We start from the raw sequence: 18,679 nt of genomic DNA, 5'->3' as shown, positions 1-18,679 counted from the left end.
CAGACGTTCTTGGCGGCGCGGGAGGCGATGTCGCTGCTCGTCCCGCCCATGTCGAAGGTGACGAGCCGGTCCAGGCCCGCTCCTCCCGCGCCGGCCAGCCGGGCCGCCGCCATCACGCCGGAGGCGGGCCCGGACAGGACCGTCTCCAGGGGCCTGGCGGCGGCCGCCGCCAGGCCCAGCGACCCGCCGTTGGAGGCGGCGATGTAGATCGGCGCGGTGACGCCGATGCCGGCGAGGCGCTCGGCGAGCCGGTCGAAGTAGTCGCGCATCAGCGGCTGGATGTAGGCGTTCAGGCAGGCCACGAGGGTGCGTTCGTACTCGCGGACCTCGGGCCAGACGCTCGCGGAGGACGCCAGCCGCATGCCGGGCAGCCGTTCCCGCAGCCGCGCGGTCACCTCTTCCTCGAACGCCGGGTCGGTGTAGCTGTGCAGCACCACGACCGCCGCGGCCTCGGCCGAGGCCGTGGTCAGCGCGGCGGCCACCCGGTCCAGTTCGGCGTCGTCCGGCACCGCCACCCGCTCGCCGTCGGGCCCGAGCCGTGCCGCGACCTCCACGATCCGGTCGCGGGGAACGAGGGGCTCCTCCTTGCCGGCGTACAGGTCGAAGGAGGAGGGCATCCGGCTACGTCCGATCTCCAGCACGTCCCGGTATCCCTCGGTGACCACCAGCGCGATCCGGGCCCCGCGCCGCTGGATGACGGCGTTCAGGCCGATCGTCGTGCCGTGCGTGACGCTCGTCAGGTCCCCCGGCGACAGGCCCGCCGCCGCGACGACGGCGGCCAGGCCGTCGGCGACCGCCCGCGACGGGTCGCCCGGCGTGCTCGGCTCCTTGTGGTGCAGCACCCGGCCGGCGCCGGGCACCGCCAGGACCACGTCGGTGAAGGTTCCGCCGACGTCGATTCCCACCCGTACGCCGGTCACAGCACCTCCGAGATCCGGGCGAACCGATCCGCCACGATCATCACGAGCACGCTGGCCGCCATGAGCAGCGTGGACACCGCCGTCACCGACGGGTCGAGTTCGAACTGCACCGCGGAGAAGACGCGCAGCGGCACTGTGGTGGTGTGCGCTCCCGCGACGAGTGCGGTGACGGCCACCTCCCCCAGTGAGGTGACCGCGGCGAGCAGCGCGCCGGCCAGGATGCCGGGGCGCAGCAGCGGCAGCGTCACGGTGCGGAAGACCCGGGGGCCGCTCGCGCCAAGGCTCGCCGCCGCCCGTTCGAGAGTGGGGTCCAGCCCGGCGGCGCTGACCATCACGGAGCGGACCACGAACGGCAGCGCGACCAGCGAGTGGGCCAGCCACAGCCCCGGCACCGTGTCGATCAACCCGAGCCCGTGGAGGTAGTACAGCAGGCCGAGCGCGGTGATGACCTCGGGCACCATCAGCGGCGAGAGCGCCAGCCCGCGCAGCAGGCCACGGCCGGGGAAGTCGCCGCGCACCAGCCCGTACGCGGCGAGCGTGCCGAGCACGACCGTGGTGGGCACCACGAGCAGCACCAGCAACCCGCTGAGCCGGAACGAGACCAGCCAGTCGGGCGAGCGCAGCACGGCCGCGTACCAGCGGGTGGAGAACCCCTGCGGCGGGAACGCCACCGAGGCGCGCGGGTTGAACGAGCTCGCGACCAGCACCACCAGCGGCGCGAGCAGGAACAGGAAGACCAGCGCCGCCAGCAGGCGGCCGGCCATGGGGGCGAGGCGACCGGCGGACACGCGCGCCCGGCCGGTCCGCGGAAGGTCAGCCATGGAGACGGCGCTCCCAGAGTCGGAAGGCGGTGCCCAGCGCCGACGTGGAGACCACGGTGATCGCCAGCAGCGCGAAGCTCAGCGCCGCCGCCACCGGGTAGTCATAGACGGTGGACACCTGGTCATAGACGCGGATTCCGGCCAGCGGCTGGTTCACGCCGCCGACCAGCAGCGGAGTGATGTAGATCCCCATCGCCAGCGCGAAGACGACCAGCGCACCGGTGACGACCCCGGGCAGGCTGAGCGGCACCGTGACGCGGGCGAACGTCCGTACCGGGCCGGCCCCGAGGCTCTGCGAGGCCCGGTGGACGTCGCGGTCCAGCCCGCCGAGCGCGGTGGTCAGCGGAACGATCGCGAAGGGCAGCAGGACGTGGGTCACGGACACCACGACCGCGGTGTAGCTGGTCAGCAGGTGTGCGGGCTGACGCAGCAGGCCCGTCGCGACCAGCGCCCGGTTCACCGGGCCCGCCCCGGACAGCAGCACGACCCAGCCGTAGCTGCGCACCACCACACTCGTCAGCAGCGGCGAGATCACGATGACGAACAGCACCGTCCGCAGCACCCCCGGACGCCGGTGGGCGAGCACGTACGCGGCCGGGTAGGCCAGCACCACGCACAGCACGGTCACCAGCAGCGCGGTGATCACCGTACGGCCGAGGGAGCCGTAGAAGTACGACTCGGTGAACACGCGGCCGTACTGGGCGAACGTGAAGCCCGGCCGCGCCGTGTTGTTCGCGTCCACCGGCCGGAGGCTGAGCCGCAGCAGTTGCACGAGCGGCACGAGGAACAGCGCCGTCAAGAAGACGACGAGCGGCAGCGTGTACGTCACGCCGCGCCACCGTTTCGTACGCCGGACCGTCGCTTCCGGGGCCGCCTCGTCCTCCACCTGGGCCGTCATGACCGGTCGGCCCCGGATTCGAGCACGATCAGGTCGGCCGGATCCCAGCTCAGGGCGACCGTACTGCCGGCACCCGGCGGGTCCACGCTGCCCGCCCCGGTGTCGGCGACCTGGACGGTCAGCGTCGGACCGCCGGTCACGCGCACCTCCACCTGCCAGGCGTCGCCGGTGAACGCGCGGTACGCGACGGTCCCGGTCGCCCCGGCGTCCGCGGTGTCGCCGTGGACGAGCCGGATGCGTTCGGGCCGGATCGCGATGACGGCCTCGCGCCCGGGCACCAGGCCCGGCGCGTCGAACGTGACCCCGCCCGCGTCGAGGACCGCGTCCTCGCGCACCGTGCCCTCCAGCACGTTGGCGGCACCGATGAACTGGGCCACGAACCGGGTCGCGGGCCGCCGGTAGATCTCGTCGGGCGTGCCGAGCTGTTCGAGCCGACCGCCGTTCAGCACCGCGATGCGGTCCGACAGTGACAGCGCCTCTTCCTGGTCATGGGTGACGAACACCATGGTGGTGCCGACGCGGCGCTGGATCGAGCGAAGCTCCACACGCATCTCGCGGCGCAATTTGGCGTCGAGGTTGGACAGCGGCTCGTCCAGCAGCAGCACCGCCGGGCGGGTGGCCAGCGCGCGGGCCATCGCCACCCGCTGCTGCTGCCCGCCGGACAGCTGCCGGGGACGCCGTCCGGCGTACGCCTCCAGCCCGACCAGGCTCAGCGCCTCATCGACCCGTTCCGCCCGCTCGGTCCTGCCGACCCTGCGGACCCGCAGCCCGTAGGCGACGTTGTCGGCGACGGTCAGGTGCGGGAACAGCGCGTAGTTCTGGAACACCATGCCCAGCTCACGCCGGTACGGGGGCAGCCGGGTGATGTCGGTTCCGTCGACCAGGATCCGGCCGCCGCCCGGCGTCACGAACCCGGCGACGCAGTTGAGCAGGGTGGTCTTGCCGCAGCCGCTCGGGCCGAGGATCGACAGGAACTCGCCCCGGCGGATGGACAGTCGTTCCAGGTCGAGCACCCGGGCGCCGTCGTAGCCGGCGGTCAGGTGCTCGATCTCGACGTGGCCGGCGCCGTCCGGTTCGCCGCTCTCACCAGAACCGGACGGCGTACCGGTCAGCTGAAGATCTGGTTCCACCGCTGCTGCCATTCGTTGAGCTTCGGGGTGGCCACGGTGTAGTCGACCCAGTTGAACGACTTGTAGACGTCCGGGCCGTGCTTGATCTTCTCGTCGAACGCCTTGCTGTAGTTGATCTTGTCGTTCGAGCCGGCGTACCAGTTGCCCTCGGCGAACGGCTTCTGGTGCACCGGATCGCTCAGATAGTTCAGGAACTTGTAGGCCAGGTCGCTCTTCTTGGTCCCGGTCGTCAGGAAGTAGCTGCTGAGCGCGCCGACCGCACCGGACCTGGGGTAGGTGAACCCGATCTTGGAACCGGCCTGGGCCATGGCGAAGGCCCGCCCGTCCCAGTACGGCACCACCCACGCGTCGCCGTTCTGGACGGCGGTCTGCACCGCGGTCGCGTTCGCCGGGTAGGAGGACACGCACCCCTTCAACTTCTTCAGCTGCGTGAACGCCCGGTCGACGGCGGCGGGATCGGACAGCTTTCCGCCCTCGCTGCGGACCAGCGCGCTGAAGAACTCCAGGCCGGGGTTGTACGTGAGGGGCGGCAGCGCGACGTGACCGCAGTACTGCTTGTCGAAGATGTCCTGCCAGTCGACCGGCGCCTTCTTGACCTTGTCGGTGCGATACAGCAGCCCGGTCGAGCCGATGGTGAGCGGTACGCCGTACTGCGCGCCGGAGAGGTTGTCCACCTGTGCCTGCACCGGGTCGAGCTCGTTCCAGTGGGGAAGCCTGCCGGTCTGCAGCGGTTGGATGAGCTTGGCGGCGGCGGCCGGCCGGGCCGCGTCGGGGGTGAACACGACGAGGTCGAACGGCGGGTTCTTACCGCCCGAGGCGCGCAGTTTGGTGAGCCATTCGGCGTTGGCGCCCGGAACGAGGTTCACCTTGGCCCCGGTGTCGCGCTCGAACGGCTCGACGAACGACTTCTTGAACAGGTCCTCCCACGGCCCGGCGTACACGGTGACGGTGACCTCATCGCCGTTCTTGGCCGAACCTCCGGTGTTCGCGGTGTCCACCCCGCAGGCCGCGGCCGCCAGCAGCGCCAGCGCGCCGAACGAGGCGGCCAGCGCCGATCGCCTTCTCACGTCTGTTCCTCCTTGCACGACCGGGCCGGCGACCACGCGCGACGTGATCGGTCTCGCCGACCCTGCGGTGGGCTCGGCCGCACAAACCGCGCTTGCCGTCGTATCCGGTTCGACGACCATGTCCTCACCCGGAGCACCCCACCGCGGTCGGAGGGTTGCCGCCCAGCAAGCCGGGGCTTGACGCTGGAGCTCGTGACGGTAAGGACCATACCAGACAAAACAGGCCTTATTACTCGGCAATCACCGCGCGTTCAGCCGCCCTGAGCCGGGCAGATCCTCCAGCGACAGGCTTGTAGGCGGTGGCGTGAGCGGGGCTGGAAGAGCGTGAGGGCGGGACGGGGATCGGGATGGTTGAGCGGGTTCGTGCTGCTTCGAGGACCGCCTGGGCGACCGTGACGGCGTTGACACCGTCGCGGAGAGGGGTGGCGGCGGAAGGTCGGCCGAGGACGGCATCGCGGAAGGCTTCGTGCTCGCCGAGCAGGGGTTCCTTGTTGCGGAGGGCGTAGCGGATCATGTCGCCCTCGGTGACCCCGCGGAAGGCGGTAGGGGCGTCCCACTGGCCGGGGGCGCAGCCGTTGGCGAAGTAGGTGAGATCGCCGGTGAGGGTGTCGGCGACGAGGCAGCCGCGGTCGCCGGTCACCATAGTGGTGCGTTCTTTCAGCGGGGACAGCCGGTTGACCAGGTGGTGGACGATCGTACCGTCGGTGAGCTGCCCGACGGCGGCCAGGAGGTCCTCGTAGGGGCGTCGGCTGCGGTGTGCGGTGTGGGCGGCGACCGAGGCGTAGCGCCGGCCGGTCACCCACGTGGTCAGATCGAGGTCATGGGTCGCCAGGTCCTGGACGACGCCGACGTCGGTGACGCGGACGGGGAAGGGGCCGATGCGGCAGGTGCCGATCTGGAAGACCTCGCCGAGGAATCCGTCCTCGAGCCGGGTACGCAGGGCGATGAGGGCAGGGTTGAAGCGTTCGACGTAGCCGACCGCGCCGGTCAGACCCGCGTGGTCGAATGCCTCGGCGAGGCGGCGTGCGGCATCGGCGTCGGGCGCCAGTGGTTTTTCGATCAGGGTGGGGATCCCGGCCGCGGCGAGCCGGGTCCCGAGCCGCTCGTGCAGGCTGGTGGGGCAGGCGAGGACGGCGTAGTCGACGCCGAGGCCGAGTAGGTCGTCGAGGTCATCCAGCACCGGGATGCCGATGGCTGCGCGGTGCGGGTCACCGGCGGGGTCGACGGCGGCGATGACGTCGACGCCGTCGAGCTGACGAAGGATGCGGGCGTGGTGACGTCCCATGTGCCCCAGGCCGATGAGTCCCGCTCGTAGCCGTCCGCTGGTCATCGCAGATCCCGAGCGAAGACGCCGGTGACCGCGCTGGTGATCCGCGCCAGATCGGTATCGATGAGACCGGGGTGGACGGGCAGTGACAGAACCTGACGTGCCGCGGCGTCGGTACGGGGCAGATCCACCTCGCATCGGAACGCCGGCTGCCGGTGCAGTGGTGTCGGGTAGTACACCTCGGTGGCGATGCCCCGGGCACGGAGCCGGTCGGCCGCCTGGTCGCGGGCGGGCCCATCGTCGGGGACGCGGATCGTGTACTGGTGGTAGACGTGCCGGGCGGCTGCGGCCGCGGCGGGTGTGCCCACCACGTCCTTCAGCGCGGCGTCCAGGTAGGCGGCGTTACGGCGGCGGCTGCGGGTGAAGGCGGGGAGTTTGCGGAGCTGCTCGCGGCCGATCGCGGCGGCGACATCGCTCATCCGGGCGTTGGTGCCGACGATCTCGTGCACGTACCGGGTCTGGCTGCCCTGGTCGCGTAGCAGCCGGAGTTTGCGGGCGAGGCCGGCGTCGCCGGTGGTGACCATGCCGCCTCCGATGGTGAACATGTTCTTGGTCGGGTAGAAGGAGAAGCCCGCAGCGGTGCCGAACGTTCCGACCGGGCGGCCGTCCCAGGCCGCGCCGTGGCCTTGGGCGGCGTCCTCGATCAGGGCGAGTCCGTGGCGCTGGGTGATGGCCACCAAAGCGCCCATGTCCGCCGGCTGCCCGTACAGGTGAACCGGCATCACCGCGGCGGTTCGCCGGCCGATGACGGCGGTGACAGCGTCAGGGTCCAGGCAGAAGGTGGCGGGGTCGATGTCGGCGAAGACGGGGGTGGCGCCGGTGAGACGGATGACCGCGGCGGCCGCGGCGAACGTGAACGCGGGCAGGATCACCTCGTCCCCGGTCGTGATGCCGAGTGCGAGCAGGATCAGCCACAGCGCGGAGGTGCCGGAGTTGAGGGCCACGCAGTGACGGCCGGCGACCAGGGCGGCGAACTCGTCTTCGAATGCGGCGACCTCGGGACCTTGGACGAGGCGGCCGGATCGCATCACCCGTACGGCCGCGGCGATCTCCTCCTCGCCCAGAGCCGGGCGGGCGACCGGGATGAGGTCATGCATCGCCGGCACCTCCCGGGGCGCTGCGATGAACCGGCGGTCCCGTCAGCCGGTGAGAGGCCAGCCGTGCTGAAGGTAGGTGGTCCGGCCGGTGGCCAGTGCCGTGGCGCAGGCGCGGACACGCCGGGTCATGTGCTCGGCCAGCAGTTCGTCCCACTCCGCCCGGCCCGCCAGGCGCCAGGCGGTCAGTTCCTCGGGTTGCAGGTGGAGCGACTGCTCGGCCTGTTCGGTGGTCATCGTGCCGCCGTCGAACAAGTAGTTCGCCAGTGCGGGTCGCCCGTCGGGTTGCGGGGGCACCCAGTCGACCACGAGCAGACCGCCGGGTCGCAACTCGATGCCGAGTTCCTCCTTGACCTCGCGGTGCGCGGTCTCCCACGGGAATTCCCCGTCCTCCATCGCCCCACCGGGGATTTCCCAGGTGTCGCTGCGGTAGGCGGGCTTGACCAGCAAGATCCGCCCATCCGGATCGTGCAGGATCGCTCCCGCTCCCGCGATGTGCCTCGGCAGGCTCGCGTAGTACCGCTCTGGAGGAAGGCGCATGCGCCGTGACGCTAGCGATCCGGTGCCTGCGGTGTGGGGAAGCGGCGAGGATCGGTGTGGCGATCATCTGGTCGGCTCCTGTCCCGACAGCGTTAAGACGGACGCGTTCAGGGCGTAGGCGCGGCCGCAGTCGCCGCAGCAGTGATCGGTGTCCAGAGTGTGCCCGCAGATGCAGACCCATCCGCATTGGCGGGCCGGGTTTCCGGCGACCAGTGCGTGCGCGGGGACGTCACGGACCACCACGGCACCGATGGCCACCAACGCATAGGCGCCGATGGCGACGCCGGGAGCGATCGCCGCAGCGGCGCCGATGGTGGCACCGTGCTCGATGGTGACCGCACGACGGGTGTAGTCGCCGGGGCCTTTACGGCGACCGTCCGGTGTGGTGGCGCGCGGGGCGGCGTCTTCGAGCAGCAGCACGCCGGGGCACAGCATCACCTCATCGGCGACACGGGCGCCGAACACCGACGCGTAGTTCCCGACCTTGACGCGGTCCCCGAGGGTGGAGCCCGTTCCAATGTAGGCGCCCTTGCCCACGGTGCAGTCCGCGCCGACCTGGGCGCCGGCGGCGACCTGGGCCTGGTGCCAAAGCCGGGTCGCCTCGCCGACGATGCCGCCCTCATCGATCCAGCCGTTCACGGGTGTGCTCATGCGGTAGCTCCTTGCAGGTGATGAAGCAGGTCGGCGACCGTGCGCACGCCGGTCAGCACCTGATCGGGGATCGGTATGCCCGTGCGGTTCTCCATCTGGACCGCCAGCGTGATGCGGTCCAGGGAGTCGAATCCCAGGTCGGTGAAGGTGACCAGGTCACTCACCTCGCCGGCGGCGGGGCGGATGGAGGCGATGACCTCGAGCGCCACCCGGCGCAGCGTGTCGACGTCGCGGCAGGTCATCGCAGTGCCTGCGATCGCTGGGCCATGGCCAGCAGCGAAGGGAGGACTTCGGGGACGGGTGCGGCCTGCCACAGCCGCCGCAGCGCCGCGGCGCCGTCGCGCTGGTCGGTGAGCAGGGCGCGAAGGGCCAGCGCGAGGAAGGCGTCGAGCTGCGCCTTTGAGGTCGGTGAAAAGTGCCCACCACCCTGCAGGAGATGCTCGACCAGGCCGTGGGCGGCGCCGTCGGCGATGACGTCCTCCACGTTCGGCACTGCCATCGGCCGCAGCACCCGGTACGGGTGGGCCTCCAGCGCTCCCGGCTCGGTCACCTCATCGGCGACGAGCGCGGCAAGGCGGGGCGCCAGGAGGACCCCGCACCGGTACGTCGCGGTGGCCAGCAGCAGCGACCGTTCGCCGGTACGGCCGATGAGCGGTAGGTGGTCCAGGGTGTAGGGGCGCAGGCCGACGCGCACAGCGAGGAGTTCGGCGCCGCTCAGCCGGTGGTCCAACAGCCCAGTGGCATCCCCGATCAACACGCTGAGCTCGTCCAGGCTCGCGCGCCGATCGGTCTCCGGGCTCATCGTCAACCGGTTCGTGCCGCCCAGATACTGCGTCCCGTCGGCGCGGGGCACCAGGTGGACGCCGCAGGCGAACGCCGCGTTCGGAGTCCGGACCACATGCGGTGGCGCGACGGCCGGTGCCCGCAGCAGCGCGCTGACGCCCCGCCCGGCCAGGATCGGAGGTACCCCGATCGGCCGTCCGGCCTCGGGCAGCAGCGCAGGAATCCCGGCACCGGCCGCCAGAACGACATCGGCCGCACTCACCTGGGTGCCGTCGGTGCACCGGACCCGTCCCGATCCGACCGCGCACGCCTGAGTGTCGCGCCATTCGGCACGAGGGTGGTCGGTAACCGCGTGGGTGAGCGCCTCCACCAGGTCGGAGCTGTCGATGCGGGCCTCGGTGGGCAGCCACAGCGCCGCGGCCGAACTCGGCGGGGCCGCAAGGCCCGGGATGTCGGTGGCGTCGTGTTGTTCGGCCGGATGCCCGGCCGCGTGAGCGGCCCCGGCGATCGGGTTCAGCCAGGCGCGTTTGCCCGCCGGCGCCAGGACCCACGTGCCCAGGGTGGCCGTGAGCCGCCGGCCCGCGTGTCCGCCGACCGTCTCCAGCCAGGCGGGATACATCTCGTGCGCGGTCACCCGTTCAGTGGTCTCCAGGATGACGCGGTGCTCGTCGTGGTGCGGCTCGATCTCCGAAAAGGTCGACAGCATCGCGCCGGCCGCCCGGGTGGCCTGCCCGGCGTGGTCCCCGCCACGCGGGCCGATCAGCGTGACCGTCAGGCCCCGGGTGAGGAGTTCGAACGCGGTGGCCAGGCCGACCACGCCGGCACCGACCACGGCCACATCGCAGTTCTCACGCATGACGGCCACCTACCGGTGAGCTCGCCGGGGCGGGATGCTGGGCGGGGGCGTGCGCGTCGTAGGCGACCTTGGCCTGCACCAGCCACCTTCGGGTACCGTCGGCCAGCCCGGTCTGGTCTCCCAGCGCGGCCCGGCCGTGCGCGATCCGTTGCTGATCGGCGATCAGCAGCCGACCGCGACGCAGCATCACCGACATCGTGTGCCGGGCCAGCGCGGCCGCGAAGTGCTCCAGCGCCGCGGTGTGGCCGGCGTTGCGGGGATCGTCCAGCATCTTGGCCGCCCAGCGGATCCACCGGCGTCCGCCCACCCGCTCCAGCACCGGGAACGGCAGCCGTGGCTCCCCGACCCCGTGCAGGCCCTCGGCGCGGCCCTCGAAGTAGATCGGCCGGGCGAGCGCGGCCTGGTCGCAGTCACTGAGCTCGGCGAATGCGGCCCCCAGGTCACCGACCACGGACGCGCCGCCGCCGGCCGGATCGGCACGCATCACCAGCAGACTGGTGTAGTCGGGGACATACTCAACGTTCGGTGCGTCGATGTGCAGCCGGTTCAGGCCGAATCCGCCGAAGGACGCGGCGTCGCCGTCGGGTGAAGACTCGTTTCCGATCCACAGCCGCCCACCACCGACGTCGATGGAGAAGAACGGCCGGCCCAAAGCGGCCAGCACACCAGCGGCGGCCCGCTGCAGGTCCTCATCGCCGAGACGGTCCGGCAGCTCCAGCACCGCCCAGCCGGGCGCCGAGCCGACGCGCCGGGATACGCGCTCGGTCAGCGCGTCGATCAGCGTGCGACTCTGCTCGTCCGCCAGCACGCGGCGTGCGGCCGCCACGTTCCCGGCGCTCCACCGGTGGCCTTCGGTGGCCAGTGAGCAGACCCCGGCGAGCTGCGCTGAAATCGCGCCCGGCACGGAGATCAGATGATCGGTCATCGTCATGATGCCGCCCCTTTCCATCGAGTCGCCCAGGTCTCCATGAACGCCCGCACACCCGGAAGACCCAAGGGGGCGATGCACAACGCGGCAGCGGTTTGCACGTAATGCAAATGCCCTGGCCCCTCCCGGTGAGGCGCGGTTACGGTAAGGCGGGCATCCTTTGCGCGCGGGAGCAGCCGATGAACCCACCTGGCCGCCGCGACGCCGGCGCGATCGTCCGGGCCGCCCGCCAGGCCAAGAGCCTGACGCTCGCCGACCTCGGCCGACGGACCGGCTATTCGCCGTCCCAGGTCTCCCGGTACGAACGCGGGATCGCGCCCCTGACCGACACCACGGTGCTGCGCCGCTTCGCCGACGCGCTCGCCCTACCCCCGCAGACCTTCGGCCTGCTCCCCACCGAACGCACCGGCTCCGCCGAACCGATCGGCGTTGGCAGCGTGACCGGCGATGCCGGTGCGCCTAGGGTGGGCTGGGAGGCCCAGTGGGAGGACGGTGACGACCCAGTGCGACGTCGCGAGCTGCTTACCGGTGCGGCCGGTCTCGCCGCGGCCGGCGCGCTCGGCCTACCGACCCCAGTCCGAGCGGCCGGCAAAGCCGACCCGACGGCTGACCTGGAAGCCCTGCTGTACCGGCCCGGCTCCGTGGGCACGGCACCGGCCTCACTGACGGCGCTGCACACCGCGACCAGCCGAGCTCGCGGACTGTTCCAGGCCGCGCGCTATGACCAGCTGTCCGCCGAACTCCCGCGCCTGATCGCCGCCGCGACCGCCTCCTGCGATCACGCCGACGGCGACGAACGCCTCACTGCGGAGGCGCTGCTCGCCGACGCCTACATCCTCACGTCCGGCTTCATGGTCAAGCTCAACGACGACCAGCTCGCCTGGGCGACGGCCGACCGCGCGGCCCAAGCCGCCGAGGCCTCAGGCGATCCGCTGATCCTGGCCGACGCCCACCGCAGTATCGCCACGGTGATGCGCCGTACCGGTCGGCCCGACCGGGCCCGCGCCCTGCTCATCGACGCCGCCGACGACATCGCTCCCGGCCACCGCGCCGCCCCCGAACAACTATCGATGTACGGGACGCTTCTGCAGGTCGCCGCCTACACCGCCGCCGTCGACGGCCACCGACCCGAAGCCAGCGAGCTCATCACCGCCGCCCACGCCGCCGCCGCCCGGCTCGGCCGCGACGTCGACCACCGCCACACCGCCTTCGGCCCCACCAACGTCGCCCTGCATCAGATCAGCATCGCCCAGGTCCTCGGCGACAATGGCACCGCCATCGCCCACGCCAAAGCCCTCAACCCCACCACGATCCCCACCGCCGAACGCCGGGGCCGGTACTGGATCGACGTCGCCCGCGCCTGGCACCAATGGGGCAAGCCCCAAGCCTGCTACCGGTCGCTGCTGGCCGCCGAACGCGCCGCCCCCGCCGAAGTCCGCTTCCGGCCCCCGGTCCGGCGCATGACCGCCGATCTACTGCGCGCCGACCGGCGCGGTGCCCTACCCGGGTTGCGCGGGTTCGCGGCCCGGGTCGGAGTCCCGGCCTGACCGGCTTCGGCGAACTTCGGAGAGGCAGCGAGACCGCTGACCGGTGCCAAGCACGGCCATCATCGGGGATCACCCTGTGATCGGCATCGGAGCCTCGGCGGCACGCCACGACCCGTGATGAGGCAGCACGCTACCGGTCCACCGCACGAGTGCCTGGGCGAACGCGCCGCTCCCGTAGAAGGGCGGGCTACGTCCGGCCTGTGAGCCGTGCTCCGGGCGCTCCGTAGGCCTGGTCGGTCAGCAGGTTCGTCATGACGATGCCCTCACCCGCCATCCGATCCTCGATCAGTTCCCGTCCGTAGGCGGCCGCACCGGCGTCGTTGAGGATCGGCATGTCGGTGGGATGCGGGTCCTGCGCGCTCCAGCTCACCTGCTGGACGTCGGCCACGTTGTGACCGCGGAAACCGGCCGGGACCCGGGCGATGTTCTGGCTGCGGTACGCCCACACCAGGAAATGGTGGCCCGGCCCCAGGATCTCGTACGCGCCGGTCAGGACCAGCTCGTCGACGACGCAGCCGGACTCCTCGGCGGCCTCCCGCCTCGCGGCCTCGATGACGGGCTCGCCGAACTCGACCTTTCCCCCGGGGAGCAGCCAGAACCCCGCGTACGGACCGTGTTGCCGGCGCACGAACGTCACGGTCTCCCCCGGGCCCGGCACCACGACCAGCGCCGTCGTCACCACGTGCTCTGTCCTGCCCATCTCGGCCCATCTCGCGTCCGGCTGCCTCGCAGCGCATGAGTCTAGAACCCGGAACAGTCACCGGTCCGCGAACGCGAGTCGCCGGACGTCTCGTACGGCCAAGGGCGCGAGTGCGGCGAGCGCGATGACGGCGGCGCAGGCTCCGATGACGACCTGGGAGCCGAGCCGGTCGGCGGTGACGCCCGCGAGCGCGTAGGCGATCGGGATCGGCACCGAGGTGGCGAGTTCCTGGTGGGCGGTGACGCGGCCGAGTTGGTCGCCGGGGACGTGCTGGTGGACGACGGTCCCCCGCGCGACCGCCGCAGGCCCGAACGCGATCCCCGCGATCAGAGTGCCGGCCAGGATCAGCGGCAACGGCAGGCCGACGGCCATCCCGGCCGGTCCCAGGCACATGGCGGCCGATCCGACGCTGATGATGACGCCGGGTCTTCGCGTGGTCCAGACGGTGGCCACGATGCTGCCGAGCGCGGTACCCGCGGCCGGACCGCCCGAGATCGTGCCCCGGCCGATCGCGCCGTGCAGGTGCCGGCGCGCGTAGAGCGGGCCGATGAGCATCGCCGCGGAGAACGCGCCGCCGGCGAGGCGGTCCGCGAGCGTGGTCGTCCACGACCATGTCCGGCCGGTGAAGGCACGGATGCCGCGGGTCGGCTCACCGGCCCATGTCCGGTTCCACCGCCGCTCGTGGTGTTCCGGCGGGGACGGCGGACGCGGAAGCCGGGAGAACAGCACGCCCGCCACCGCGAACGTGGCCTATTCCCAGGCGGTCCCCCAGCCCGGTCCTGCCGTGGCCACGAGCACTCCCCCGGCGACCGGCCCGATCGTGGCGATGCCGTGCCTGGCCGCCTGGGACAACGCGTTGGCGCGGCTGAGCCGACGGGGCGGCACCAGTCGCGGGAGCATCCGCCGCCCGGCCGGTGTGAACAGGGCCGCGCCCCCGGCTCCGCCGGCCGCGACGACCGCCAGCGACCACACTCTCGCCATACCCGAGGTGATCAATATCGCCCCGGCCATCTGGATGGTCGCGGCGATCGCCTGGGAGGTGACCAGCACACCGGCACCGGCGGCGCGGTCGGCGATCATCCCGGTGACCGGCAGCAGCACCAGGTAGACGACGAACTCACACCCCAGTACGACGGCGATGCCGGACGCGCGACCGCCGAGCTGCAAGATCGCGAAGGCCAGCGCGATCGGAGCGACCGCCCCGCCGGCCGAGGAGATCACCTGGGCTGCGAAGAACACACGGTAGGGGCCGGAGGCGAGCGGGGCCGCCAGGCGTCTCCCGGGGCGGCACACCGGTCACCGCTCCGGCGGTTCGATCGGCCGCCCCGCCGGGCTCCGGCCGCGCCCAGGTCCGATCTTGAAGCGGAGCAAGGTTCTTCCGGAGGTCACGACGTGATCGACGCGGCGTACCCGGCGACGGCCGTGACGAGGCCGGGGAGCTCGGCCGGCACCGGGAGCAACGCGACGTCATCGACCGGCACCCAGCGGTACCGGTGGGCCTCGGCGGTGTCGAGGGCGATGTTCGTGGTCAGCGGACGGGCCGCGTAAACGGCGTCGAGATGCCGGTGCGGGCCGATCTTCCTGTCCCGGACGGGCACGTCCATGATGGTGAACGGCAACAGCACCTCCTCGATCTTCGGGTGGGAGAACCGCCGTTCGGCGATGAGCTCGATCTCCAGTCCGACTTCCTCGCGGACCTCACGAATTGCCGCTTGCGCGATATCCTCGCCCGGCTCGACATGTCCGCCGGGATAGATCCAGCCCATTCCTTTCGCGCTGTCGAGGAGAAGGACGTGGTCGTCGGCGAGAATGAGCGCGGACGCGGTGAAGTGGCGGATCACGACATCTCCTGAACACCGCCGAGTAGAGGCATCTCAAGTCTGCCCGGCGACGAGGCGATCCGCTCGAAGGACAATCCGATATCTGGCCGTTACGGCGGCTCCGGGAAAGGCTTGTATAGGACCCATGGACCTACCTCCGCCCATCGTGGACATGGTGCAGCGGGCCGTCGGAGAGATCGCCTCCGTGACGGACCGTTCCTGGCCACGGGAGAGCTCGGCGGTATGGGAGATCACCACGACCGCGCGCCGCCGGTGCTTCGTCAAGCGGCACCCTTCCCCGCGGTTTCACGAGCGGGAGGTCGCCGCCTATCGGCGGATCGTGCCGTCCCTGGGGTACGGCAGGGCTCCCGAGCTCATCGCCGCCGACCGGGATCTGGCGGTCATCGTGATCACGGCTCTGCCGGGTGAGATCGTGAAGCGCCTCTCGCTCTCGCTCCCGATGGAGCTGGCGGCCCATCGACAGGCCGGGGGGCTGCTGCGCCGAATACACCGGGTGCCGCTCGGCGGGCCGGGGGCCGAGCGTGTCGCGGGGCGGTGCGAGGAAGATCTTCGCCGCGCCGATGGACTGCTTCGCGCCCGGGAGGCCGCGTTCGTCCGGGCGTGCGCGACGGCCTTGTCCGCGATCGGGCCGCGGCTGCCGGTGACGGCGACACACGGCGACCTCATGCCTCGCAACCTCCTGTGGGACGGGCGAACCCGCCGGCTGGCACTGATCGACTTCGAACGGTCCGAGCCTCGTCCCGCGGTGTCGGACCTGATCCGGCTGGAGTACGGAAGCTGGGACACCCGACCGGAGCTTCGTGAGGCGTTCCTCGACGGGTACGGCCGAGACCTCACCGACGACGAACGCCGGGCGCTGCCCTGCCTGGCGGCGCTGGACGCCCTCAGCGGACTGCTGTGGGGCACCGAGCACGGCGACGCCGAGGTCACCGGCCGCGCCCGCGCCACCTTCTCCCGGCTGGTGCGGTGACCGCGCGCCGGGCCGGGACGACCGTCGGCGCCCTCCGCGCACGGAGGAGCAGGGTGCCACACCAGAACGTACGATGTCGCAGTGGTCGCCTATGACGTCTTCCTTGCTGACTGCCCGGCTCGTACCACTCTGGACCTGATCGCCGATACCTGGTCGGTCGTCGTCGTGGTCGCGCTGGGCGAGGGCCCGGCCCGCTACACCGAACTGCGCGAGAAGGTCGGCGGCATCAGCAAGAAGATGCTGACACAGACGCTGCGCCGCCTCGGCGACAACGGTCTCGTCGAGCGGCGCGCACTGCACACGGCCCCGCCCGGCGCCGAATATCGCCTCACCGACCTGGGCCGCAGTCTGCTCGAACCGCTGGCCGCGCTGTCGCGGTGGGCCGAGGAGCACACCGGCGCCCTGCTGGACGCCCGCGCCGCCGCCTCCGCGTAGGGAACCATCGGGTTCCCCACGGCCTCCTACGGTCTTCGGACAGAACCTCGAACTCCACAGGAGGACCGTCATGAAGATCGGTGTGCTCGGGGCCGGGATGATGACCGAAGCGCTCGCGGCCGGCTGGGTGTCGGCCGGGCACGACGTGCTCATCGGCGGCCGCACACCCGGCAGGGCCGCACAGCTCGCCGAGCGGATCGGCGCCCGCGCCGGGACGCTGCGCGAGGCCGCCGAATTCGGCGACGCCGTCCTGATCGCCGTCCGCCTCGCCGGGCTGGAGGAGACACTGCGGGCGGCCGGCGCGCCCGAGGGCACGCTCGCCGGCAGGACGGTGATCGACTGCGGTAACGCGGTCGACGTCTCCGACTTCTCCCAGGTCACCTACGAAGGCGGTTCCTCGATGGCCGAGCAGGTGGCCCGGCTGTCCCCTGGCGCCCACGTCATCAAGGCCTTCAACCAGGCACACGCCGCCGTGTGGCGGATGCGGCCACCGGTCGTCGACGATCGGCCCCTGGCCGTCCCCTTCGCCGGTGACCCGGACGGCAAGGCCACCGCCCGCACCCTGATCACGGACCTCGGCGCGGAGCCGCTGGACGCCGGCGACATCACGCAGGCCCGCCACCTGGAGGCCATGGCGATCATCGTCATCCGCCTGTTGTTCTCCGGCTACGACCCGCTGTCGGTCTTCGCCTTCAGCAGCCCCGGCCGTACCGGTGAGGCGATCACCTCGCGCTGAGGAGGCCGGGACCGGCCGGCCGCGCACGGAACGCAGCCCCGCGGTCACCCGCACCGGCGTGCCGCGGATGATCTTGGTGGCGAAACTGCCGTAGTCTGTTCCCCGCGCGGCCGCTGATCGCCCTCCCCGGCGGATGGCCGCGCGTACGGGGTTGCCCCGTACCTCCGCTCCTTTCAATCCCCCCGAGCGCGTTGCGCTTCGGATCCTCATGGGCTGACCTGTGGAAAGGCCGATAGTTGGCAACCAAGACGATCAAGATCGATGACATCGACGGCCGTGACGGCGACGACGTGGCCAAACGAGACTTCGAGCTCGGCGGCATGATGTTCACGATCGACCTAGGGGATGCGAACTTCGAGAAACTCCAAGGGCTCCTGGACGAGCTCGCCCCCTTCATGCAGCACGCGGTCAAGGTGAAGCAGACCGGACGTACCCGCAAGAACACGCCGGACGGCCAGGCCGGAGCCTGACAGATCAACGATGCCGCCCGGCCGGGCGCGGGGCGGGCTTGATCGGAAAGGGACTGTTGGATTGGGGAAGCAAGACCGTAAGGGCTCTATGGCCGGGTGGGGCGAGGCGTTCAAGGCGGGCTGGTGGTGGCTTGTCGTCGATGGTCCGAGACGATGGCTGATGCGCCGTCGCCGAGGCGGTGGATAAAGCTCCCCAGCGTCGGCGGCGGCGGCTCCGGTCCCCCTGAGGTGGCGGACGAACCGCTGCCGCCGCCCGTCCGCCTCCCCCCGAGGACCCGACGCGCGCCGGTGCGCGTGCGGGCGGTCACCGGCCCCGTTCGCCGGACCACCTCATCTGGCGGGCCGCCCGCGCGCCGCTCGCGCCCAGACGTCCAGCAGCCGAGCCGCGGAACCGCCGATCGGGCCGATGGCGTCGGCCAACGTGTCCGCGTCCGGAAGGCGCGCCGCCTCGATCGCCGGTACCGCGTCCGCGGCGTCGTCGATCGTGGACGAGCACACCGAGAGCAGGTAGCCGGGCACGGTCAGCGCGGGATCGACGCACCCGACCACCGGAGTGCCGACGGCGGCGATCAGCGGGAACACCGTACCGGGGATCCCGACGGCCGCCTCGGCACGCGCCGAGGCCTCCAGCGTCGGCACCGTGCTGATCTCGTACTGCTCCCAGAGGCTGCGGTCCTCCCGGGGGTGGAGGCCGACCAGGATCGACCTCCCCGCCGCCCGCAGTCGTTCCGCGGCCGCCATCAGCAACTCGGTGCCGGGCGCCGCGCCACCGGTCCCATCGGGGTGGGTCACGCTGGTGACGACCAGCACCAGGCCCGGCTCCGGCGCGCGCACCGGCAGCTCGTCGGTCTGCGGCGAGCCGACGACGCGTACGGGACGCCGGGTGCCGAGGTAGCCGGCGAACGCGCGGCCCTCCGCCCGCGACGACGAGGTGATGGCGCGCAACCGCCCCCGGAGCCGCCGGG

Annotated in this window: 22 protein-coding genes and 1 riboswitch; of the genes, 5 read left to right on the top strand and 17 right to left on the bottom strand. The window is 71.7% G+C overall.

The genetic code is table 11. The features are described 5' to 3' along the window. From ACFFNX_RS17400 to ACFFNX_RS17345, 12 genes are all read right to left on the bottom strand, one after another. Nucleotides 1-920: hydantoinase/oxoprolinase N-terminal domain-containing protein (locus tag ACFFNX_RS17400; RefSeq protein WP_378202636.1), on the bottom strand; the 920-nt coding region annotated here is incomplete at its 3' end. After that, the gene (locus tag ACFFNX_RS17395; RefSeq protein WP_378202633.1) at nucleotides 917-1,741 is read right to left on the bottom strand and encodes an ABC transporter permease; all 825 of its coding nucleotides are present in this window, start codon (nucleotides 1,739-1,741) and stop codon (nucleotides 917-919) included. The genes ACFFNX_RS17400 and ACFFNX_RS17395, both read right to left, overlap by 4 nt. Then, nucleotides 1,734-2,570, bottom strand: coding sequence for an ABC transporter permease (locus tag ACFFNX_RS17390; RefSeq protein WP_378202630.1), 837 nt, complete (start codon nucleotides 2,568-2,570; stop codon nucleotides 1,734-1,736). Before ACFFNX_RS17390 ends, ACFFNX_RS17395 begins: the two co-directional genes overlap by 8 nt. A gap of 65 nt (nucleotides 2,571-2,635) precedes the next feature. Continuing rightward, entirely contained in the window at nucleotides 2,636-3,781 is a 1,146-nt protein-coding gene (locus ACFFNX_RS17385; protein WP_378202627.1) for an ABC transporter ATP-binding protein, read from the bottom strand. Then, the gene (locus ACFFNX_RS17380) at nucleotides 3,748-4,836 is read right to left on the bottom strand and encodes an ABC transporter substrate-binding protein (protein WP_378202624.1); all 1,089 of its coding nucleotides are present in this window, start codon (nucleotides 4,834-4,836) and stop codon (nucleotides 3,748-3,750) included. The genes ACFFNX_RS17385 and ACFFNX_RS17380 overlap by 34 nt, the downstream gene beginning before the upstream one ends. An 83-nt stretch (nucleotides 4,837-4,919) precedes the next feature. After that, nucleotides 4,920-5,034: riboswitch (SAM riboswitch) on the bottom strand. A 31-nt stretch (nucleotides 5,035-5,065) separates the two neighbouring features. Further along, on the bottom strand, nucleotides 5,066-6,166 hold the full coding sequence (locus ACFFNX_RS17375; protein ID WP_378202621.1) for a Gfo/Idh/MocA family protein: 1,101 nt from the start codon (nucleotides 6,164-6,166) through the stop codon (nucleotides 5,066-5,068). After that, nucleotides 6,163-7,260, bottom strand: a complete 1,098-nt coding sequence (locus tag ACFFNX_RS17370) for a DegT/DnrJ/EryC1/StrS family aminotransferase (protein WP_378202619.1) — start codon at nucleotides 7,258-7,260, stop codon at nucleotides 6,163-6,165. Before ACFFNX_RS17370 ends, ACFFNX_RS17375 begins: the two co-directional genes overlap by 4 nt. 42 nt (nucleotides 7,261-7,302) lie before the next feature. Beyond that, nucleotides 7,303-7,797 (bottom strand): NUDIX domain-containing protein, encoded by a 495-nt coding sequence (locus ACFFNX_RS17365; RefSeq protein WP_378202616.1) that lies wholly within the window; start codon nucleotides 7,795-7,797, stop codon nucleotides 7,303-7,305. A 63-nt stretch (nucleotides 7,798-7,860) separates the two neighbouring features. Then, nucleotides 7,861-8,448, bottom strand: a complete 588-nt coding sequence (locus ACFFNX_RS17360) for a DapH/DapD/GlmU-related protein (protein WP_378202613.1) — start codon at nucleotides 8,446-8,448, stop codon at nucleotides 7,861-7,863. After that, a complete protein-coding gene (locus ACFFNX_RS17355; RefSeq protein ID WP_378202610.1) occupies nucleotides 8,445-8,690 on the bottom strand; it encodes an acyl carrier protein in 246 nt (81 codons plus the stop codon). Before ACFFNX_RS17355 ends, ACFFNX_RS17360 begins: the two co-directional genes overlap by 4 nt. Beyond that, nucleotides 8,687-10,087, bottom strand: a complete 1,401-nt coding sequence (locus ACFFNX_RS17350) for an NAD(P)/FAD-dependent oxidoreductase (RefSeq protein ID WP_378202607.1) — start codon at nucleotides 10,085-10,087, stop codon at nucleotides 8,687-8,689. The genes ACFFNX_RS17355 and ACFFNX_RS17350 overlap by 4 nt, the downstream gene beginning before the upstream one ends. Further along, a complete protein-coding gene (locus ACFFNX_RS17345; protein ID WP_378202604.1) occupies nucleotides 10,080-11,018 on the bottom strand; it encodes a TauD/TfdA family dioxygenase in 939 nt (312 codons plus the stop codon). The genes ACFFNX_RS17350 and ACFFNX_RS17345 overlap by 8 nt, the downstream gene beginning before the upstream one ends. A gap of 176 nt (nucleotides 11,019-11,194) precedes the next feature. Here ACFFNX_RS17345 and ACFFNX_RS17340 point away from each other — a divergent pair, with 176 nt between their 5' ends. After that, nucleotides 11,195-12,562, top strand: a complete 1,368-nt coding sequence (locus ACFFNX_RS17340) for a helix-turn-helix domain-containing protein (protein WP_378202601.1) — start codon at nucleotides 11,195-11,197, stop codon at nucleotides 12,560-12,562. Nucleotides 12,563-12,749: 187 nt separating this feature from the next. On the opposite strand, the gene ACFFNX_RS17335 is transcribed toward ACFFNX_RS17340, so the two are convergent. The 4 genes from ACFFNX_RS17335 to ACFFNX_RS17320 all read right to left on the bottom strand — a co-directional run bounded on the left by ACFFNX_RS17335 (nucleotide 12,750) and on the right by ACFFNX_RS17320 (nucleotide 15,103). Next, nucleotides 12,750-13,262, bottom strand: coding sequence for an NUDIX hydrolase (locus tag ACFFNX_RS17335; protein WP_378202598.1), 513 nt, complete (start codon nucleotides 13,260-13,262; stop codon nucleotides 12,750-12,752). Between the two features lie 57 nt (nucleotides 13,263-13,319). Continuing rightward, nucleotides 13,320-13,991, bottom strand: a complete 672-nt coding sequence (locus ACFFNX_RS17330) for an MFS transporter (RefSeq protein WP_378202595.1) — start codon at nucleotides 13,989-13,991, stop codon at nucleotides 13,320-13,322. Nucleotides 13,992-14,012: 21 nt separating this feature from the next. After that, nucleotides 14,013-14,555 (bottom strand): MFS transporter, encoded by a 543-nt coding sequence (locus tag ACFFNX_RS17325; protein WP_378202592.1) that lies wholly within the window; start codon nucleotides 14,553-14,555, stop codon nucleotides 14,013-14,015. Nucleotides 14,556-14,647: 92 nt separating this feature from the next. After that, nucleotides 14,648-15,103, bottom strand: coding sequence for an NUDIX hydrolase (locus ACFFNX_RS17320; RefSeq protein WP_378202589.1), 456 nt, complete (start codon nucleotides 15,101-15,103; stop codon nucleotides 14,648-14,650). Nucleotides 15,104-15,227: 124 nt separating this feature from the next. Between ACFFNX_RS17320 and ACFFNX_RS17315 the strand changes: the two genes are divergently transcribed. The 4 genes from ACFFNX_RS17315 to ACFFNX_RS17300 all read left to right on the top strand — a co-directional run bounded on the left by ACFFNX_RS17315 (nucleotide 15,228) and on the right by ACFFNX_RS17300 (nucleotide 17,714). Further along, on the top strand, nucleotides 15,228-16,073 hold the full coding sequence (locus ACFFNX_RS17315; protein ID WP_378202586.1) for a phosphotransferase enzyme family protein: 846 nt from the start codon (nucleotides 15,228-15,230) through the stop codon (nucleotides 16,071-16,073). 81 nt (nucleotides 16,074-16,154) lie between these two features. Beyond that, complete coding sequence (locus ACFFNX_RS17310; RefSeq protein ID WP_378202583.1) at nucleotides 16,155-16,508, top strand: winged helix-turn-helix transcriptional regulator; 354 nt, start codon at nucleotides 16,155-16,157, stop codon at nucleotides 16,506-16,508. Between the two features lie 70 nt (nucleotides 16,509-16,578). Then, nucleotides 16,579-17,244: an NADPH-dependent F420 reductase gene (locus ACFFNX_RS17305; protein WP_378202580.1), complete on the top strand. Its 666-nt coding sequence runs from the start codon at nucleotides 16,579-16,581 to the stop codon at nucleotides 17,242-17,244. Between the two features lie 236 nt (nucleotides 17,245-17,480). After that, nucleotides 17,481-17,714: an Lsr2 dimerization domain-containing protein gene (locus tag ACFFNX_RS17300; RefSeq protein ID WP_378202577.1), complete on the top strand. Its 234-nt coding sequence runs from the start codon at nucleotides 17,481-17,483 to the stop codon at nucleotides 17,712-17,714. A gap of 330 nt (nucleotides 17,715-18,044) precedes the next feature. Here the strand turns inward: ACFFNX_RS17300 and ACFFNX_RS17295 are convergent. Then, the coding region (locus tag ACFFNX_RS17295; RefSeq protein WP_378202574.1) for a hypothetical protein at nucleotides 18,045-18,679 on the bottom strand (635 nt) is incomplete at its 5' end.

It is taken from the genome of Actinoallomurus acaciae, assembly GCF_042429965.1.
In the GTDB taxonomy this organism is placed as follows: domain Bacteria; phylum Actinomycetota; class Actinomycetes; order Streptosporangiales; family Streptosporangiaceae; genus Actinoallomurus; species Actinoallomurus acaciae.
This window is presented reverse-complemented; position numbering and strand designations above follow the sequence as displayed.